This is a genomic window from Ruegeria sp. SAZD011 (genome assembly GCF_059612545.1).
The window spans coordinates 49,626-66,333 of sequence record NZ_JBXWQU010000043.1 but is presented as its reverse complement, the minus strand read 5'-3'; the positions used below and the strand labels follow the sequence as shown (position 1 = coordinate 66,333).

Below are 16,708 nucleotides of genomic sequence, written 5' to 3'. Positions count from 1 at the left end.
TCAGGTCCTTTCCTTCAGACGCAGCCCGGTCTTTTTCAGGATGCGGGTGGAATAGAGGATGTCATGCCCCCGGCAGGCGGTGCCCAGCAGGGTGGCGATTTCGCCGCGCTTGGCCTCGACCTCGTCCCGGTCGGCGCCATGCACCATGGCAAACAGGTTATAGGGCCAGTCGGGCCGGGCGCGGGGGCGTTCATAGCAATGGGTCACAAAGGCCAGCGCGCCCACGCGCGCGCCCAGATCGGCAATGCGGGCGTCATCCACGTCCCAGACGGTCATGCCATTGGAGGTCATCCCCAGCTTGTAGTGGTTGGGCGCGGCGGCGATGCGGCGGATCACGCCGCGCGCCTTCAGGGCGGCGATACGCTCCATCAGCTCGGGCTCGGGCAGGGCCAGGTCGGCGGCGACGCGGGCAAAGGGTGCAGGCACCAGCGGCAGCCCCTCTTGCATGGCCGCGATGATCCGTCTGTCTGTCTCGTCGATCATGCCGCCACCCGGAAGCCGATGAAGAATTCCTGCAATTTCGGAAAGCGCAGGACCGCGATCCCGGTTTCCGTCTCAATCGCATCGGCGGTGGCCGCGATCCCCTGGGGGGTTTCGGTGGCCAGCACGAACCACATGTTCAGCCGGTGCGTGCGTTCATAATTATGCGCCACCTCTGGGTGGGCATTGACTTTGGTCAGGACGGTTTCGAATTCCGCCTCGGGCACCGCCATCGCACACAGGCAAAAGGCCCCGCCCATGGCGGCGGCGTCGAAGAAGGGGCCGAACCGGGTGATCAACCGCGCCGCTTTCATCCGGGTCAGCCGCGCCAGCAGGTCATCTTCGGTGAGACCCAGTTCGGCGGCTACGGCGGCATAGGGATGCGCCGTCAGCGGCAGATCCTCCTGCATGCGGTTGAGGATACGGCGGTCGGTTGCGTCGGGGCTCATGCGGCCTCCTCTCGGGGTTTGATCAGCGCCCCGGTCTGTTTGAAACAACGGGTCGAGAACAGCACCTTGTGCGGGGCACCGGCCAGTTCGGGCAGGGCGGTGGCGCTGTTCAACACCGCCAGCGCCTCGCGGCGCGAGCGGGCGTGGATCATGGAATAGAGCCGGTAGGGCCAGACACCCGGCACCGGGCGGCGCTCGTAACAGAGGGTGACACCGGGATGCGCGGCCAGCGCCGGCCCGGCGCTGTCGATCCGTTCGGGCGGCAGGTTCCAGACCACCATCGCGTTCGACGACCATCCCAGCGCCCGATGCCGCACGATGACCCCCAGACGCGAGATCACCCCGGCCTGTTGCAACAGCGCGATGCGCGCCATTGCCTCACCCGCGTTCAGGCCCAGCCGGGTCGCCAGCTCGGCATAGGGCGCGGGTACAAGCGGCAAGCCCTGGGTCAGCGCCTGCAACAGGTCGGTATCGCCGGGACGCAGCACGCTGGCATCGACCGCCCGCCGGGTCGGCACGCGCGGCGTTCTGGCACCCATCCGAAAGCCCAGATCGACGTTGAAGGGCCGCAGCAAGGGCAGATCGAGTACCCGCAGCCCGCTGGCCGCTCCGATCCGCGCCAGCGTCGCGTCCACATGCGCCCGATCGGGGCCGGTGGCGACGAACCAGAGGTTCCAGTCATCCTCGCGCTGGTAATTGTGGTTCACCCCCGGCTCGGCGCCGATCATCCCGGCGATCTCTTCGATCCGGTCCTCGGGGGCGGCAACCGCGGCGAGGGTGCTGGCAGAGGCGCTGCCGGGCGCGATGGTGGCTCCCACCCGCGTGATCCGCCCCGCCGCCTGCATCCGGGTAAGGCGCGTGATCACTTCGTGCTCCGAGATGCCCAGCTGTTCGGCCAGTCCCAGGAACGGGCGGTCGGTGATGGGAAATTCGCGCTGCCAGTCATCCAGCAGGGCACGGTCGATGGGGTCGGTGATCTGGCACATGATGGTTACAACCCCGTCCGGTGGGCCCGCGCGGTAAAGAAGATGCCCGAGGGGCTGTCGGCCTCGATCTCGCGCAGTTTCTCAAAGGTGCGGGTGTCGTAGACCATCACCTTGCCCGCGTCGCGGACGCTGATCCAGACCTCGTGCCCGCGCGGCGTGAATTCCATATGCAGCACGGCGGGGCCGGGTTTGAACTGGTGGATCACCTCTTTGCTGACCGTGTCGATCACCTGAATTGTGTCGTTCAGCGGATGGGCAAAGTTGACCCAGACCTGACGCCCGTCGGGCCGCGCCATGGCGAATACCGGCTGGCCATGGGTGGCGGTGCGCCCGGTCTCGGTCAATGTGTCAGCATCGACCCACAGGACCTGCGCATGCCCCACGGCGGGCAGCACGAATTCGCGGCCCGTCAGCGCCCAGCCTTCGAGATGCGGCATCTTGTAGACCGGCATTTCCTGCTGGCCCCGGCCATAGTCGGGCAGCACGCGGATCGGTTGGGGCGTCTCGTCCCACAGGTCAAGCGCGGTCAGCCCGTCCTCGCCAAAGAGGCCGGTGATATAGGTGCGGCCATTGCCGGTGATCAGCGCGTCATAGGGATTCTTGCCCATGCCGGGAATGGTGGTCAGCATCGGCTCGGGCGTCGTGAAATCGGCGATCCATGTCTCTCCCGTATCCCAGACGGTAAAGACAAACCGGCGGCCCGGCGCATCGACCAGGCCGATGGTCTTGCCGCCGGTGGGGATGTCGGCAACCATCTCCAGCGTGTCGGCGTCAAAGACGCGCACCCCGCCGGGGTCATAGTTGGACACCGCCACCAGCCGCCCATCGTCGGATATGGCGCCGCCGATAGCATTGCCAGATTGCAGCACACGGTTCACGATCTGGCGGGTGGTGATATCGAGTTTGGTCAGACCGCCGTCGCGACCAAACACATAGGCAAAGCGTTCATCCGGAGAATAGACCAGCGAGGCATGCGAGAGATCGCCCAACCCCTCGATCCGGGCCAGCGCGGCGCGCTCGGACTGATCGACCAGCAGGACCGAGCCGTTGGCCCGTTCGATCACCAGCCCCAGATCGCCGGTGGCGACGGTCTGGGCGTTGGCGGTGCCCGCCAGCAGCGCGGCGACAAGAGTCAGGACAAGCGGTTTCATCGGGCCTCCGGGTCTTGCAGGTATCGGGCGATCCATTCGGCCTCTTCCTCGGTCAGCAGCGGGCGCCAGGGCGGCATGGCGGTGTCGGGGATGCCGTCGAGGATGACGCCGGTCAGCACCTCGCGGTCGAAATGGCCAAGCGCCTCGGGCCGGATATCGGGGCCAAGCCCGCCCTTGAGCGTCAGCCCGTGACACGAGCCGCAATCCTGCTGCACCAGCCGCCTGAGCGCGTCGGGGTCGAGGGTTTCGGCGGCAAAGGCGGTGGTGGCCAGAAACGCGGCAACGGTCAGCAACGCCTTGCCTGTTCCAACTGCGGTGCCGCTCTGAAAGCGGGGAAAGAAAGAACTGTCAGCCATGGGCCACCGCCTGTTCCAGCAACTCGGTGACCGGCTGCTCGGCATAAAGCGAGACCACCTTGCCGATGATAAAGAGGGTCGGCGCCTCAAGCGCCTCGGCCCGGGCATCCGCCGCGATCCGGTCGAGCCGCGACAGCAGGCGGCGTTCATCCGGCGTGGTGGCGCGGCTGATTGCCAGAACCGGGGTCGTGGCGGGCAGGTTCTCGGTCATCAGGCCGATGGCGATCTGCCCGATATTGGCCACGCCCATATAGACCACCAGCGTGGTGTCGGGATCGGCCAGGCGTTTCCAGTCGAGGTCCAGCACCCGGTCCGCCTGCCGGTGGCCGGTGACATATTGCACGCCTGTTGCCAACCCGCGATGGGTCAGCGGTACGCCGGTCGCGCTCGAGGCGCCCTGCGCGGCAGTGATGCCGGGGGCGTAATCGACCCGCACCCCGTGGGCCATGAGAAAGGCCGCCTCTTCCGAGCCGCGGCCAAAGATCATCGGGTCGCCACCCTTGAGCCGGGCCACCACATGGCCCGCGCGGGCCTCGTCCAGAAGAATGCGGTTGATCCGGTCCTGCGGCACGGGATGGCATTTGGGCGACTTGCCCACCGGGATCATCCGGGCACCATCGGGTGCCATGGCCACGATCCGGGGATCGACCAGCCGGTCATAGACCACCACCTGGGCCTCTTGCAGCAGGCGCAGGGCGCGCAGGGTAAGCAGTTCGGGATCTCCTGGTCCTGCGCCGATCAGGTGGACATGTCCGGTGAGTGTCATGGCGTGCTCCGTCAGGTTGGGGCTGGCGAGAGGGGAAGGGGATGGGCGGGCCCCGGGACGCAACCGGGCCCGCCCGACGGACCGGCGTCAGTAGACGTCGGACCGGGTGTTGTAGACGTTGAACTTGCCGGTCGGAGTGATCAGGCGCGGGTCCTTGATCACGGCCTTGAGTTCCAGCGTCTTGTCGTCGACAACGACGATGGCGCTTTCCAGGTCCTTGGCGTTCCAGACCGAGAACCAGATCTCGTTGCCTTCCTGGTTGAACTCACCCTGCACGACGCGGGGCTGGCCCTCGCCGATCTCGGCCCATTCCACGATCGGAAGAACGGTGTATTCCGGCTCTTCCTGGGCCAGATCACCCAGTTTGAAGACCGCGACCGAGCCCGAGATTTCCGCATCCGGGTTCAGCGGCGCATCGACATAGAGATGCTCCGATGTCGGGTGCGATTTCACGAAGAGCGAACCGCCGCCCTGGGCATAGAGGGTCTGCACGACCTTCCAGGCGTTGTCGGGGTGCCCTTCGGGGTCGGTGCCGATCAGCGCCACGGTCTCGTCGCCGAGGTGCGAGGTTGCCCAGACCGGACCATAGGTCGGGTGCATCAGGTTCGCGCCCCGGCCCGGGTGCGGTGTCTGACCGCCGGTTTCGACCAGCGCGGTCAGGGTGCTGTCCTTGGTATCGACCACGGCGACCTTGCCACGGGCGTTTGCGGCCACCAGGAAGTAACGCTTGGAACTGTCGAACCCGCCATCGTGCAGGAAGCGTTCGGCCTCGATCTCGGTCACCTTGAGGTTCTTGATGTCCGAATAGTCGATCATCAGGATCTTGCCGGTTTCTTTGACGTTGACGATGAACTCGGGGTTGAAGTGGCTGGCCACGATCGAGGCCACGCGCGGTTCGGGGTGATAGCTCTGGTCGTCATAGACCATGCCGCGGGTCGACTTGATCTTGAGCGGCTCCAGCGTGTCACCGTCCATGATCACGTATTGCGGCGGCCAGTAGGAACCGGCGATCGCGTATTTGTCCTCGAACCCTTTGAATTTCGAGGTCTCGATCGACCGCGCTTCGGAACCGACCTTGATCTGGGCCACGGTGGCGGGGGTTTCCATCCACAGGTCGATCATGTTCACAAGCGCGTCGCGCCCGATCACGAACAGATAGCGGCCCGAGGCCGAGATCCGGCTGATATGCACCGCATACCCGGTGTCGATCACGGCGTGGATCTTGTAGTTGGCACCGTCGATCAGCGCCACCTGACCGGAATCGCGCAGCGTGACCGAGAACAGGTTGTCGATGTCGATATCGTTCATCTTCTCGGTCGGGCGATCCTCGGGCGCGACCAGAACTTTCCAGGTCTCGCGCATCTCGGCCATGCCGAATTCGGGCGGCGAGGCCGGATCGAGCAGGATGTAGCGCGCCATGATGTCGATTTCTTCTTCGCTCATCTCACCCGACGTGCCCCAGTTGGGCATCCCGGCGGGCGAGCCGTAGGTGATGAAATCGCGCAGGTATTCATAGCCCACGTCACGGGTGATGTCGGTGGTCAGCGGCTTGCCGGTGGCACCTTTGCGCAGCACGCCGTGGCAACCGGCGCAGCGTTCGAAATAGATCTTGTTGCCGATGTTGTACTCTTCCTGCGTCATCACCGGGTCGCCTTCGCGGCGTCCGGGGATTTCCAGGTTCAGGGCACCAAGGGTGGTCATGCTGGGCTGATAGGCGGCGCCGGCATCCGACCCGTGGCTGTCCTGAGCGGCAACCATGGGTGCGGCCAGGCCCAGGGCCATGGCGGCGCTGGTCAGAAGCAGGGTTCTGCGAATGGCGGGGGTTGGTTTCATAACGGTGTCTCCGTCGAAGGCTGGTGAGGCATGTCCGACTCTGGCAGCCCGCGCGGGGCCGCTCCTTGACTTTCGTTAAGGTCACGCATTGTCGTCGCCGCTAGCGTGGTGGAACTGAGCGAACGGATCCCGCGCGCGCACCGCATGCGGGCAGGAGGCAAGAGATGACCGCGCTGGCGCGACTTTTTTCCGAAGGGTTTCGGGTATTTTTCCTCGCGGCGGGCCTTTACGGCCTGTTCGCCGGGGCGATCTGGGTTCTTTTTCTTGCAGGCGACGGGCCCGCGCTGGCGCAGGTGCCCAGCCAGTGGCACGCCCATGAGATGGTGTTCGGCTATGCCACCGCCGCGCTTGGCGGGTTCTTTCTGACCGCGGTGCCCAGCTGGACCGGCGCGCCGGGTGCGCGCCAGGGCTTCATCGCGCTGGCGGCGGGGCTGTGGCTGGCCGGGCGGCTGGCGGTCTGGTACGCGGGCGCGCTGCCGCCGGTCTGGGTGGCGCTGCTGGATCTGGCCTTTCTGCCGGTGCTGTCGCTCAAGATCGTGACCCAGCTGTTGAAACGACCCAAGCCGCAGAACCTGATGTTCCTTTTGTTCCTGGCCTATCTCTGGGCCGCCGACCTGTGGCTGCATCTGGACTGGATCGGCACCGGCTATGGCGATGCCGAAACCGGGCTGCGCGCCGGGCTGGCGGTGCTGTGTGCGCTGATCTCGGTGCTGGGCGGGCGGATCACCCCGGCCTTTACCCGCAACGCTATGAAACGCGCAGGCGTGGCTGAAACTCTCTGGCCGGTCAGCCGGGCGCCGGTCGAGCGGCTGGCGCTGGGGCTGGCCCTGCTCTTGCCGGGGCTGGTCCTGGGCGGTGCACCAGACGGGTTGACCGGCGCGGTCGCGCTGGCCTTTGGTGCAGTGCAGGCGTTTCGCCTCATGCGCTGGGGCGGATTGTGGTGCCTGTCTCAGCCGATCCTGTGGGCGTTGCACCTGGCGCTGGCGATGCTGGCGGCGGGCATGATCCTGTGGGGGCTGGCCGGGCTGGGCCTGGGCAGCGAACTGGCGGCATTGCATCTGCTGGGCATCGGCTGTGTCGGCGGCATGACGCTGGCGGTGATGAGCCGGGCAGCGCTTGGTCATTCCGGCCGCCCGCTGGTGGCGCCGGGGCCGATGGTGCTGGGTTACGGGCTGATGGCTGCGGCGGCGCTCACACGTTGGGCGGGCAGCGGGCTTGATGCGCTCTATCTCCCCGCAATGCTGCTGGCCGGGCTGCTCTGGACGGCAGCACTTGCCACTTACCTGGCCGCCATGTGGCCGGCGCTGATCGGTCCGCGCGCGGGCGCTGCCGGATAGTTCCGGCGTCTCACAGCCATTTCAGCAGTCGGAACAGCAACACGATGGCCAGGCCCAGCAGCGCCGAGGCGCCAGCCAGCAGCCAGAAGGCCAGCGGCGTACCCGTACCCGGCATTCCGGCGATATTGACCCCGAACAGGCCGGTGAGAAACCCCAGCGGCAGGAATACGGCGGCCAACACCGACAGCACGAAGCTGTTGCGGCCCAGCAGGCGCACCTGTTCCGAGGCGATCTGATCCTGCACTGCGGCCAGCCGGTCGCGGGTCGCATCCAGTTCCTCGATGGTGCGACGCGTGCGATCGACAGCCTCGCGCAGCAGAACCAGCCCGGCGGGATCGAACAGCCCGGCCTCGTTGCGCAAGAGCGCGTCCAGCGCCTCGCGCTGCGGATGCAGGTAGCGGCGCAGCTTGATTGCCTCCAGTCGCAGGGCGCTGAGTCGGTCATGCACGTCACCGGCGCCTTCCAGCGCTTCTTCCTCGATCCCGTCGGTGCGGTCGTCGAGCTCCAGCGAGACGGACTCGATCCTGTGCGACAGTCCGTGCAGCAGTTCGGACAGAAACAGGGCGATACTGTCCGGCCCGCGCCCACTGTCGGATTGCTGGCGCAGCTCATCCGTGGCGCGGATGCGACGGATACGTGAGGTGACGACAAGCGCGGGCGTCACCCAGAGCCGCAGCGAGACCATGTCCTCGCGCGCCGATCCCGGGTTCAGGTTGACGCCCCGCAAGTTGAGCAGGATACCATCGGCGAGCGGATCACAGCGGGGTCGGGTCTCGGTCTGGGTCAGGGCGCTGGCGGCCACCGGCGGGATATGCGCGTGCAGCCAGTCGGCGCTGGCTGGGTCGGAAAGATCGAGGTGTAGCCAGCGAAACCCGGCGCCCGCGATGGGCGCGGCGGCGGGCCAGTCCTCGGTGACGGGGGTGGCATGACCAGCGTCGAAATCGAACGCGTGGATTGGGGCGAGGGTTTTTGCGGGCATGGTAAACGGCCTGTTTTGCACCAAGAGTGACCCGCAGCCACACCCGCTGTCCAGCGCAAATCCTGTCGGCTCTTCCGCCCTTGCGGGCGTCCTCGCCGGGCATCGCGAGGAGGCCCGCAAGGGCCAAGGAGTGGCATTCGGCGCCTGTCTTGACTTTGGTTAAGGCATCTTTTGCCCCGCCCGCCATTGTCGCCCCATCAGAAACGCGGCGCAAAGGAGAGCGCGATGCGCGAAGTCATGACCAAAAGCATGGCCCGCAACATATTCTATGGCGGGTCCCTCTTCTTCATCCTCATCTTTCTGGCCCTGTCGGCCCATTCCCACCTGTATATCAGGTCGACCTCGACCAATGCCGAAACGCTGACCGCCAGTGTCGCCGACGGCAAGCATGTCTGGGAGAAACACGCCTGTATCAACTGCCATTCGATCCTGGGCGAGGGCGCCTATTTCGCCCCCGAACTGGGCAACGTGATGACGCGCTGGGGCGTGCAGGACGATCCCGATGCCGCCTTTGAGATGCTCAAGGGCTGGATGGAGGCACAACCCACCGGCATCGAAGGCCGTCGCCAGATGCCGCGCTTTGACCTCAGCGATACCGAAATGCGGAACCTGTCCGATTTCCTGCTGTGGACGAACACGATCGACACCCAGGGCTGGCCGCCCAACGACGCCGGCTGAGAAGGGAGCACAGAGATGAAATACGAATCCCAGAAAATCGCCCTTGTCTACTTTGCCGTAGCGATGGGCCTGTTTGCGATCCAGGTGCTGGGCGGTCTGCTCGCCGGCTGGATCTATGTGGCTCCCAACACGCTGAGCGAGCTTCTGCCGTTCAACATCGTGCGGATGTTGCACACCAACTCGCTGGTGGTCTGGCTGATCCTCGGCTTCTTCGGGGCGGCCTATTTCCTGATCCCCGAGGAGGCCGAGCGCGAGATACACTCGACCAAGCTGGCCTATATCCAGCTGGCGATCCTGGTTCTGGGCACGCTGGGCGTGGTGGTGACCTATGTGTTCAACCTGTTCGAGGGCCACTGGCTTTTGGGCAAGGAGGGGCGCGAGTTCATCGAACAGCCCAAATGGGTCAAGGCGGGCATCGTCGTGGCGGCGCTGATCTTTCTCTACAACGTCTCGATGACGGTGCTGAAGGGCAAGAAGACCGCGATCACCAACATCCTGCTTCTGGGCCTCTGGGGTCTGGCACTGCTGTTCCTGTTCAGCTTCTACAACCCGTCGAACCTGGCGCTGGACAAGCAGTACTGGTGGTACATCGTGCACCTCTGGGTCGAAGGCGTATGGGAGCTGATCATGGCCTCGATCCTGGCCTATCTGATGCTGAAACTGACCGGCGTTGACCGTGAGGTGGTCGAGAAATGGCTGTATGTCATCGTCGCCGCCGCGCTGTTCTCTGGCATCCTGGGCACCGGTCACCATTATTACTGGATCGGGACGCCGGGGTATTGGCAGTGGATCGGCTCGATCTTCTCCTCGCTCGAAGTGATCCCCTTCTTCGCGATGATGGCATTCGCCTTTGTCATGGTGTGGAAAGGTCGCCGGGATCATCCCAACAAGGCCGCTCTGCTGTGGTCGCTGGGCTGTGCCACGCTCGCCTTCTTTGGCGCCGGGGTCTGGGGTTTCCTGCACACGCTGCACGGGGTGAACTATTACACCCACGGCACCCAGATCACCGCCGCCCACGGGCACCTGGCGTTCTTTGGGGCCTATGTGGCGCTGAACCTGGCGATCTTCAGCTATGCGATGCCGATCCTGCGCAATCGCGATCCCTATAACCAGGTGCTGAACATGGCGTCCTTCTGGCTGATGAGCAGCGGCATGGTCTTCATGACCTTTGTGCTGACCTTCGCCGGTACCATCCAGACCCACCTGCAACGGGTCATGGGCGAGTATTTCATGGACGTGCAGGACCAGGTCGCGATCTTCTACTGGATGCGTTTCGGCTCGGGCCTGGTGGTGGTGATCGGCGCATTGCTGTTCATCTATGCCATGTGGGTACCGCGGCGCGAGATCATTGAGCGCGGCGCCGCCGAAACACCGGCCGAGTGATGCAGATGGACGGATCGAAACATTTGGGAACGGGGGCGGCAGACGCCCCCTTCTACCTCGCCCAGGGCGATGAATGCGATATCTTCACCGCCGCGTATGACAACAATCTGCCGGTTCTGCTGAAGGGGCCGACGGGCTGCGGCAAGACCCGGTTTGTGGCTCATATGGCGGCAAAACTCGGCCGCCCGCTTTATACCGTGGCCTGTCATGACGATCTGGCCGCCGCCGATCTGATCGGGCGTTACCTGCTCAAGGGTGGCGAGACGGTCTGGGTCGATGGGCCCTTGACCCGGGCGGTGCGCGAGGGGGCGATCTGTTACCTCGACGAGGTGGTCGAGGCGCGCAAGGACGTGACCGTTGTGCTGCACCCGCTGACCGACGATCGCCGCATCCTGCCGATCGACCGGACCGGCGAAGAGTTAGAGGCGGCACCCGGCTTCATGCTGGTCGCCTCCTACAACCCCGGTTACCAGAACATCCTCAAGACCCTGAAACCCTCGACCCGGCAACGCTTCCTGTCGCTGGAATTCGACTTTCCCGCGCCCGAGTTGGAGGCGCGTGTGGTGTCGCAGGAAAGTGGCCTGCCGCTGGAGCGGTGCAAACCGCTGATCCGGTTGGCGGGCAAGCTGCGCGGGCTCAAGGGGCAGGATCTGGAGGAAGGGGTCTCCACCCGCCTCGTGGTCTATGCCGCGACACTGATCGCCCAAGGCATGCCGACCGAACGCGCCATCCTGGCCGCCATGGTCGAACCTCTCACAGATGACGAGGATATCAAACGCGGGCTCCTCGATCTGACCACCGCCGTCTTTGGGTGAGGCCGGCGATGGTTCAGATCGACTTCGAGCCATGGGAACCCGAGGAGACAATCGGGAAACTGTGGCATAGCCTTGCCAGCCGTCTCGACGCACCATTGGTGCACGAAGGAGCCGCGGTCGACCTGTCAGAGGTCGCGGGGCGGCTGGCCGTTCTTTTCCGGGGCCTCGGTGGCAGCGCCGGGGTCGAGCTGCGCCCGGTCTCGCCCGAGATCTCGCGCCACCGGCTGAGCTGGCGCCGCCGTCTGGGCACCGAGGCCGAGGCACTGCCGCGCGCCAGTTTCGACGGCGAGGTGCTGCGCCTGCCCGACCGGCTGGCGGTGTTTCCGATGCGCGCGGCCAACGGGGCGCTGTATGTCTGGCTGGCCGCCGCCGCCGCCCATGCCGGCACCCGTGTCGACGAGGGCGACCCGCTGCGCGCCGATCTGCGCGCGCTGTCAGCGGCACAGGCAATGGTGGCGGCAACGCTTGCCGATGCACCCGGCCTGCGCCCGCTTTACGCCGAACTGTGCAAGGGCCTGTTGCAGCAGCGCGACCTGCCGAACCTGCCCCCTGCCGAGGCAGCAGTCGAAGAGCTGATCCGCCAGATGCTGGGCGACCCGCAACCGCTTTCGGCGCGGGCTGCGCAGTTTCAGGCGATGGACGAGACCCTCACCGCCCCACGCGGTTATCAGCCGTTTCGCCCAGTGCCGCTCTGGCCCGAGTTGCGCGCGGTGGCCCTGTCCGAGCATCACGAGGCCGAAAGCCGCGATACCGAGGGGCCGCCCGAGGAATCGGGCGAAAAGACCCACCGCGCCCGGCGCCGCAAATCCGACATGGCCGCGCGCCATGACAGTTTCATCCTGCACAAGTTCGAAGCGATCCTCAGCTGGGCCGAGTTCCTGAACCTCAACCGCCGCGTCGATGACGATGACCCCGACAACGCGAAAAAGGCCGCCGACGATCAGGACGAGATCGGGCTGGGCCAGATTTCCAAGGCGCCACCGACACGGCTGAAACTGCATCTGGATCTGGCGCCCGAGGATGTGGACCGCGAGCGGCTGTCGGGCCGGGTACTCTATCCCGAATGGGACGTGCGGACCGGCGCCTATCTGCCCGACCATGTCAATGTGCTGACGTCGGAGGCCGAGATCCGGGACGGCGCCGAGGCCTTTACCCACGACCCGGCCACCGCTCGCCGCATCCGCGCGGTCAAGCGCCAGTTCGAGGCGCTGCGCCCGGGCCGGATGATGACGCGCGGCCATCTGGACGGCGACCAGCTGGATGTCGAGGCCGCCGTGCGCGGCCATCTGGACCGGCTCGCCAATGGCGAGGGCAGCGAGCGCATCTGGTTGCAGTCGCGCCCGGTGGCGCGCGATCTGGCGGTGTCGATCCTGCTCGACGTTTCGCGCTCGACCGAAAGCGCGGTCTCGGGCCGTGCGGTGATCGACATCGAACGCGAGGCGCTGGCGGCGCTGGCCTGGGGGCTGGATGCCTGCGGCGACGATTTCGCCATCCACGCCTTCAGTTCGCTGAAACGCGCGCGGGTCTATGTGCAGCGCTGCAAGGGCTTCGGCGAGGTGATGAGCACCCAGGTCGAGGCGCGTATCGCCTCGCTGCGGCCCGGTTTCTACACCCGGCTTGGCGCCGCGATCCGCCATGCCTCGGCCGATCTGGCCGGGCAGGGGCGCAAGCGGCGGCTGCTTTTGGTGATCACTGACGGCAAGCCCAACGATCTGGACCATTACGAGGGCCGCCACGGGATCGAGGATACCGCCATGGCAGTTCGCGAGGCACGCCGCGCCGGGCAATCGGTGTTCGGCGTCACCATCGACAAATCCGGCAAAAGCTGGTTCCCCCGCATGTTCGGGCAGGGCGGTTTTGCCGTGATCCCCGACCCCAACCGGCTGACATTGGCCCTGCCGCAGATCTATCGGCAACTGGTCGGAGCATGAGCGAGCGATCCCTGATCGACGAACTGCCGGGCGAACTCATGATGTGGGTTCTGATCCTGTCCGAGCTTTTGGTGTTCGGCGCCGGTCTGGTGGCGTTGCTGGCGGTGCGGCTGACCGATCCGACAGGCTTTGCCGAGGCGCAGGATCATCTTTACCGCACCGGGGCCGCGCTCAACACCGTGGTACTGGTCACCTCGGGTTACCTCGCGGCTTGCGCGCTCCGCTGGCGCCGCTCGGGCCGGCGCGCGCAGGCCCGGTGGGCCCTGCTGCTTGCGGCGGGGTTGGGGGCTCTGTTTCTGGTGATCAAGGGGGCGGAATATGCCGACAAGGCGGCCCAGGGGATCAGCTATGACACCCATCCGTTTTTCATGTTCTACTACCTGCTGACCGGATTTCACGCGGCGCATGTTCTGGCCGGGGTGGTGATCCTGCTGCTGTTGGCCTGGCTCGACGCGCCCCGCAATATCGAGGCGGGCGCGCAGTTCTGGCATATGGTCGATCTGGTCTGGGTCCTGCTCTATCCGGTCGTCTATCTGGCGGGGTGAGCCGATGCGCAGGTTCCTCTCCGACCCATTGAGCCGCGCCTGGCTGGCGCTGCTGGGGTTGAGCCTTGCGGGCGCCCTGCTGACGCTGGTGCCGGTGCCGCAGGCACTGATCGGCGCGGGCGTGTTGATCCTGGCGCTGGTCAAGGCCCGTCTGATCCTGTCGCGCTATCTGGAACTGGGGCAAAGCCCGGCCTGGATGCGCGGCATCGGAACAGTCTTGACCGGGTTTGTACTGTTGTTGCTGGCGCTGTCGCTGCTCTGATCGCCATTTCGTGACCGTCTTTGCCCGGAAAATACCGGTTTTGTGGGTTTGCCCATTGCACGTTTGCGCAAACAAAGGCAGCTTGGGCCAATTCTGGCCCCCGACCCATTGAGTCTCACTTCTTTCCGAGAGCGGCGGGGACCACTCGGACACAAGAACAGGAGCCCGCCACGTTGAACCACCCCTTGCACCCAAGCGCGACCTGCCCCGAAGGCTGAGCCGTGGCGATCTTTTCCTTTCTGATCAGCCTGGCGGGCGCGACGATGCTGCTGCTGTTTGCGGTGCGGATGGTGCGCACCGGGATCGAGCGCGCCTATGGCTCGTCGTTCCAAAGGGTGATGACCGGCAATAGCGGCGTGATGCGGGCCGGGGCGGTGGGGCTGGTCATGGCGGTCGTGCTGCAAAGCTCGGCCGCGGTGGCACTGTTGACCTCTGGCTTTGCCGGGGCGGGGCTGATGGGGTTCGGTCAGGGGCTGGCGATCGTGCTGGGCGGCGATCTGGGCTCGGCGCTGGTGATCCAGATCCTGTCCTGGCGGCTGGACTGGCTGGTGCCGCTGCTCTTGGCGGTGGGCGGCTGGCTGTTCGTCAAGACCGAACAGCGCAAGGCGCGTCAGTTCGGGCGCATCCTGATGGGCATCGCCTTTATCCTGATCTCGCTGCGGTTCCTGCGCGAGGCGATGGACCCGATCCGCGACAGTGCCTTTCTGCCCGCCATCGCCGACTATCTGGCGCGCGACTATGTCACCGCCTTTATCGTCGGCGGCGCGCTGGCCTTTGTCATGCATTCCTCGGTTGCGGCGATCCTGATGTGCGTGACGCTGGTTCAGATCGGCGCGATCCCTTTTGCCGCCGGCCTGTCACTGGTGCTGGGCGCGAATTTCGGCAGCGCCTTTATCCCGGTCTGGCTGTCGCGCGGCATGACGATGCCCGCCCGGCGCATCCCATTCGCCAACCTGGCGCTGCGCGGCACCTGGGCGGTGCTATGCCTGTTCGCGGTCAACCTGGCACTGCGCAACGGTCTGGGCGCCGGTGAGCATGGCGGACAAGAGCTGGTCTATGCGCATCTGGCCTTCAACGCCTCGCTGTTGGTGCTGGCGCTGCCGTTCTGCAACCTCTTGGCCGCGCCGCTGGCACGGCTGTTGCCGGACCCGGCGCAGCCGGTCGATGCGGACGCTCTGGCGCGCCCGGCCTCCAGCCTCGACCCCGCCCATATCGGCAGCCCGGCACAGGCGGTGTCGAGCCTGAAGCGCGAATTGCTGCGCATGGCCGATCTGGTCGAGGCGATGTTCCGCCCGGTTCTGGGCCTCTACCGCGATGGCGACAAGACCCGGATCAAGGCGGTGCAGTCGCTGGATAAAGAAGTAAACGCCTGCCTGTCGGGCATCCGCCGCTATGTCGCCGCACTGCCCGCCGATCAGATCGGTAAGGACGCAGCGCGCAGCGCGCGTGACATGCTGGAATATGCGGTGCGGCTGGAAACCGCCGGTGACGTGGTGGCCGGGCGGCTTTGCGTTCTGGCGGGCGATCTGCGCAAGACCGGCAACCAGTTCTCGAAAGAGGGTTGGTCCGAATTGCAACAGATGCACGAGACCATTCTGGCCAACATGAAACTGGCCTCGAACGTGCTGATCTCGGACGATCTGGAAAGCGCGCGCCTGTTGAGCCTTGAAAAGACCGAGCTGAAACGCGCCGAACGCAGCAGCCGCAAGCGGCATTTCCGGCGGTTGCAGAATGGCGAGGTGCAAAGCTTCGACACCAGCGACTGTCATCTGGAAACGCTGCGCGCCCTGCGCGAGTTCAACAGCCATGTCTCGGCGGTGGCCTATCCGATCCTTTATGCCAACGGTCAACTGCTGGAGACCCGCCTGATCGAAACCCTGCCCGCCACGCAGGACGAGGACTGAGATGTCGGCGGGCATCGTCGCCATCATCCTGTCGGCGGCCCTGTTGCACGCGGTCTGGAACGCCATCGTCAAAAGCGCGGCGGACCGTACCACGATGCTGGGCCTTGTCGCCTCGGGCCATGTGCTGGCGGGCGGGGTCATGGTCATGCTGCTGCCGCTGCCGGCGCCTGAAAGCCTGCCCTATATCCTGCTCTCGACGGTGATCCATTTCGGCTATTACTACATGCTGGGGCAGGCCTATCGTCATGGCGATCTGAGCGTGGTCTATCCCATCGCGCGCGGAATCGTACCGGCGCTGGTGGCGCTTTGGGCGCTGCTCTTGCTGGGTGAAACCCTGCCGGCGCAGGCCTGGGTCGGCATTGCCACCATCGCCGCCGGTATTCAGCTGAGCAGCTGGTCGGCGCTGCGCCACGGGGTCGGGCGCGCGGCGCTGGGGTTTGCGGTGGGCACAGGCCTGTGCATCTCGGCCTATTCCGTGGTGGACGGGATCGGGGTGCGACTGTCGCAGAACACGCTGTCCTATTGGGCCTGGGGGGCGTTCCTGCATCTCTTCATCGCGGGTTTTGTGGCGATCCGCAAACGGAGCACGCTGGCGGGGCTGAAGCCAAAGGTCTGGGCCACCGGCATCCTGGGTGGACTGGTGTCGATGGCGGCCTATGGGCTGGTCCTGTATGCCAAGAACTTTGCCCCCCTTGGTGCCGTGTCCGCGCTGCGCGAAACCTCGGTGATCTTTGCCGCCCTGATCGGCTTTGTCTTTCTGGGAGAAGGCAACTGGAAACGCCGTCTGGGGGCGGCGGCGCTGATGGCGGCAGGGGTGGCGCTGATCGGCATGTCGGGTTGAGATAACGGCGGG

The 16,708-nt window shown here is 65.6% G+C and carries 17 protein-coding genes; 9 read left to right on the top strand and 8 right to left on the bottom strand.

Annotation, left to right across the window (positions count from 1 at the left end; genetic code table 11):
- From ahbB (AC2FLM_RS22390) to AC2FLM_RS22360, 7 genes are all read right to left on the bottom strand, one after another.
- Positions 1 to 483 carry a siroheme decarboxylase subunit beta gene (gene ahbB / locus AC2FLM_RS22390; RefSeq protein WP_496860017.1) on the bottom strand — a complete coding sequence of 161 codons (483 nt, stop codon included), beginning with the start codon at positions 481 to 483 and terminating at the stop codon, positions 1 to 3.
- Positions 480 to 929: an Lrp/AsnC family transcriptional regulator gene (locus AC2FLM_RS22385; protein WP_496860016.1), complete on the bottom strand. Its 450-nt coding sequence runs from the start codon at positions 927 to 929 to the stop codon at positions 480 to 482. Before AC2FLM_RS22385 ends, ahbB (AC2FLM_RS22390) begins: the two co-directional genes overlap by 4 nt.
- Positions 926 to 1,915 carry a siroheme decarboxylase subunit beta gene (gene ahbB / locus AC2FLM_RS22380; protein ID WP_496860015.1) on the bottom strand — a complete coding sequence of 330 codons (990 nt, stop codon included), beginning with the start codon at positions 1,913 to 1,915 and terminating at the stop codon, positions 926 to 928. Before ahbB (AC2FLM_RS22380) ends, AC2FLM_RS22385 begins: the two co-directional genes overlap by 4 nt.
- Positions 1,916 to 1,920: 5 nt before the next feature.
- Positions 1,921 to 3,066 (bottom strand): cytochrome D1 domain-containing protein, encoded by a 1,146-nt coding sequence (locus AC2FLM_RS22375; protein ID WP_234145763.1) that lies wholly within the window; start codon positions 3,064 to 3,066, stop codon positions 1,921 to 1,923.
- On the bottom strand, positions 3,063 to 3,422 hold the full coding sequence (locus AC2FLM_RS22370) for a c-type cytochrome (protein ID WP_234140182.1): 360 nt from the start codon (positions 3,420 to 3,422) through the stop codon (positions 3,063 to 3,065). Before AC2FLM_RS22370 ends, AC2FLM_RS22375 begins: the two co-directional genes overlap by 4 nt.
- Positions 3,415 to 4,188: a uroporphyrinogen-III C-methyltransferase gene (cobA, locus tag AC2FLM_RS22365; RefSeq protein ID WP_496860014.1), complete on the bottom strand. Its 774-nt coding sequence runs from the start codon at positions 4,186 to 4,188 to the stop codon at positions 3,415 to 3,417. The genes AC2FLM_RS22370 and cobA overlap by 8 nt, the downstream gene beginning before the upstream one ends.
- Before the next feature lie 87 nt (positions 4,189 to 4,275).
- Positions 4,276 to 6,021, bottom strand: a complete 1,746-nt coding sequence (locus AC2FLM_RS22360) for a cytochrome D1 domain-containing protein (RefSeq protein ID WP_234145761.1) — start codon at positions 6,019 to 6,021, stop codon at positions 4,276 to 4,278.
- A gap of 164 nt (positions 6,022 to 6,185) precedes the next feature.
- Between AC2FLM_RS22360 and AC2FLM_RS22355 the strand changes: the two genes are divergently transcribed.
- Positions 6,186 to 7,358: an NnrS family protein gene (locus AC2FLM_RS22355; RefSeq protein WP_496860013.1), complete on the top strand. Its 1,173-nt coding sequence runs from the start codon at positions 6,186 to 6,188 to the stop codon at positions 7,356 to 7,358.
- A gap of 10 nt (positions 7,359 to 7,368) precedes the next feature.
- Here the strand turns inward: AC2FLM_RS22355 and AC2FLM_RS22350 are convergent, their stop codons facing one another.
- Positions 7,369 to 8,337, bottom strand: a complete 969-nt coding sequence (locus AC2FLM_RS22350) for a zinc transporter ZntB (protein ID WP_496860012.1) — start codon at positions 8,335 to 8,337, stop codon at positions 7,369 to 7,371.
- Between the two features lie 225 nt (positions 8,338 to 8,562).
- Here AC2FLM_RS22350 and AC2FLM_RS22345 point away from each other — a divergent pair, with 225 nt between their 5' ends.
- From AC2FLM_RS22345 to AC2FLM_RS22310, 8 genes are all read left to right on the top strand, one after another.
- Positions 8,563 to 9,015 carry a c-type cytochrome gene (locus tag AC2FLM_RS22345; RefSeq protein WP_234140177.1) on the top strand — a complete coding sequence of 151 codons (453 nt, stop codon included), beginning with the start codon at positions 8,563 to 8,565 and terminating at the stop codon, positions 9,013 to 9,015.
- Between the two features lie 15 nt (positions 9,016 to 9,030).
- A complete protein-coding gene (locus AC2FLM_RS22340) occupies positions 9,031 to 10,398 on the top strand; it encodes a cbb3-type cytochrome c oxidase subunit I (RefSeq protein ID WP_496860011.1) in 1,368 nt (455 codons plus the stop codon).
- 5 nt (positions 10,399 to 10,403) lie between these two features.
- A complete protein-coding gene (locus tag AC2FLM_RS22335) occupies positions 10,404 to 11,213 on the top strand; it encodes a CbbQ/NirQ/NorQ/GpvN family protein (protein ID WP_496860010.1) in 810 nt (269 codons plus the stop codon).
- A gap of 8 nt (positions 11,214 to 11,221) precedes the next feature.
- Positions 11,222 to 13,144 (top strand): nitric oxide reductase activation protein NorD, encoded by a 1,923-nt coding sequence (locus AC2FLM_RS22330; protein WP_496860009.1) that lies wholly within the window; start codon positions 11,222 to 11,224, stop codon positions 13,142 to 13,144.
- A complete protein-coding gene (locus AC2FLM_RS22325) occupies positions 13,141 to 13,689 on the top strand; it encodes a cytochrome c oxidase subunit 3 (protein WP_496860008.1) in 549 nt (182 codons plus the stop codon). Before AC2FLM_RS22330 ends, AC2FLM_RS22325 begins: the two co-directional genes overlap by 4 nt.
- Positions 13,690 to 13,693: 4 nt before the next feature.
- Entirely contained in the window at positions 13,694 to 13,951 is a 258-nt protein-coding gene (locus AC2FLM_RS22320) for a cytochrome C oxidase subunit IV family protein (protein WP_234145755.1), read from the top strand.
- A gap of 221 nt (positions 13,952 to 14,172) precedes the next feature.
- Positions 14,173 to 15,855, top strand: coding sequence for a Na/Pi cotransporter family protein (locus AC2FLM_RS22315; protein WP_496860007.1), 1,683 nt, complete (start codon positions 14,173 to 14,175; stop codon positions 15,853 to 15,855).
- Between the two features lies 1 nt (position 15,856).
- Positions 15,857 to 16,696 (top strand): EamA family transporter, encoded by an 840-nt coding sequence (locus AC2FLM_RS22310; protein ID WP_496860006.1) that lies wholly within the window; start codon positions 15,857 to 15,859, stop codon positions 16,694 to 16,696.
- Positions 16,697 to 16,708: the final 12 nt, after the last annotated feature.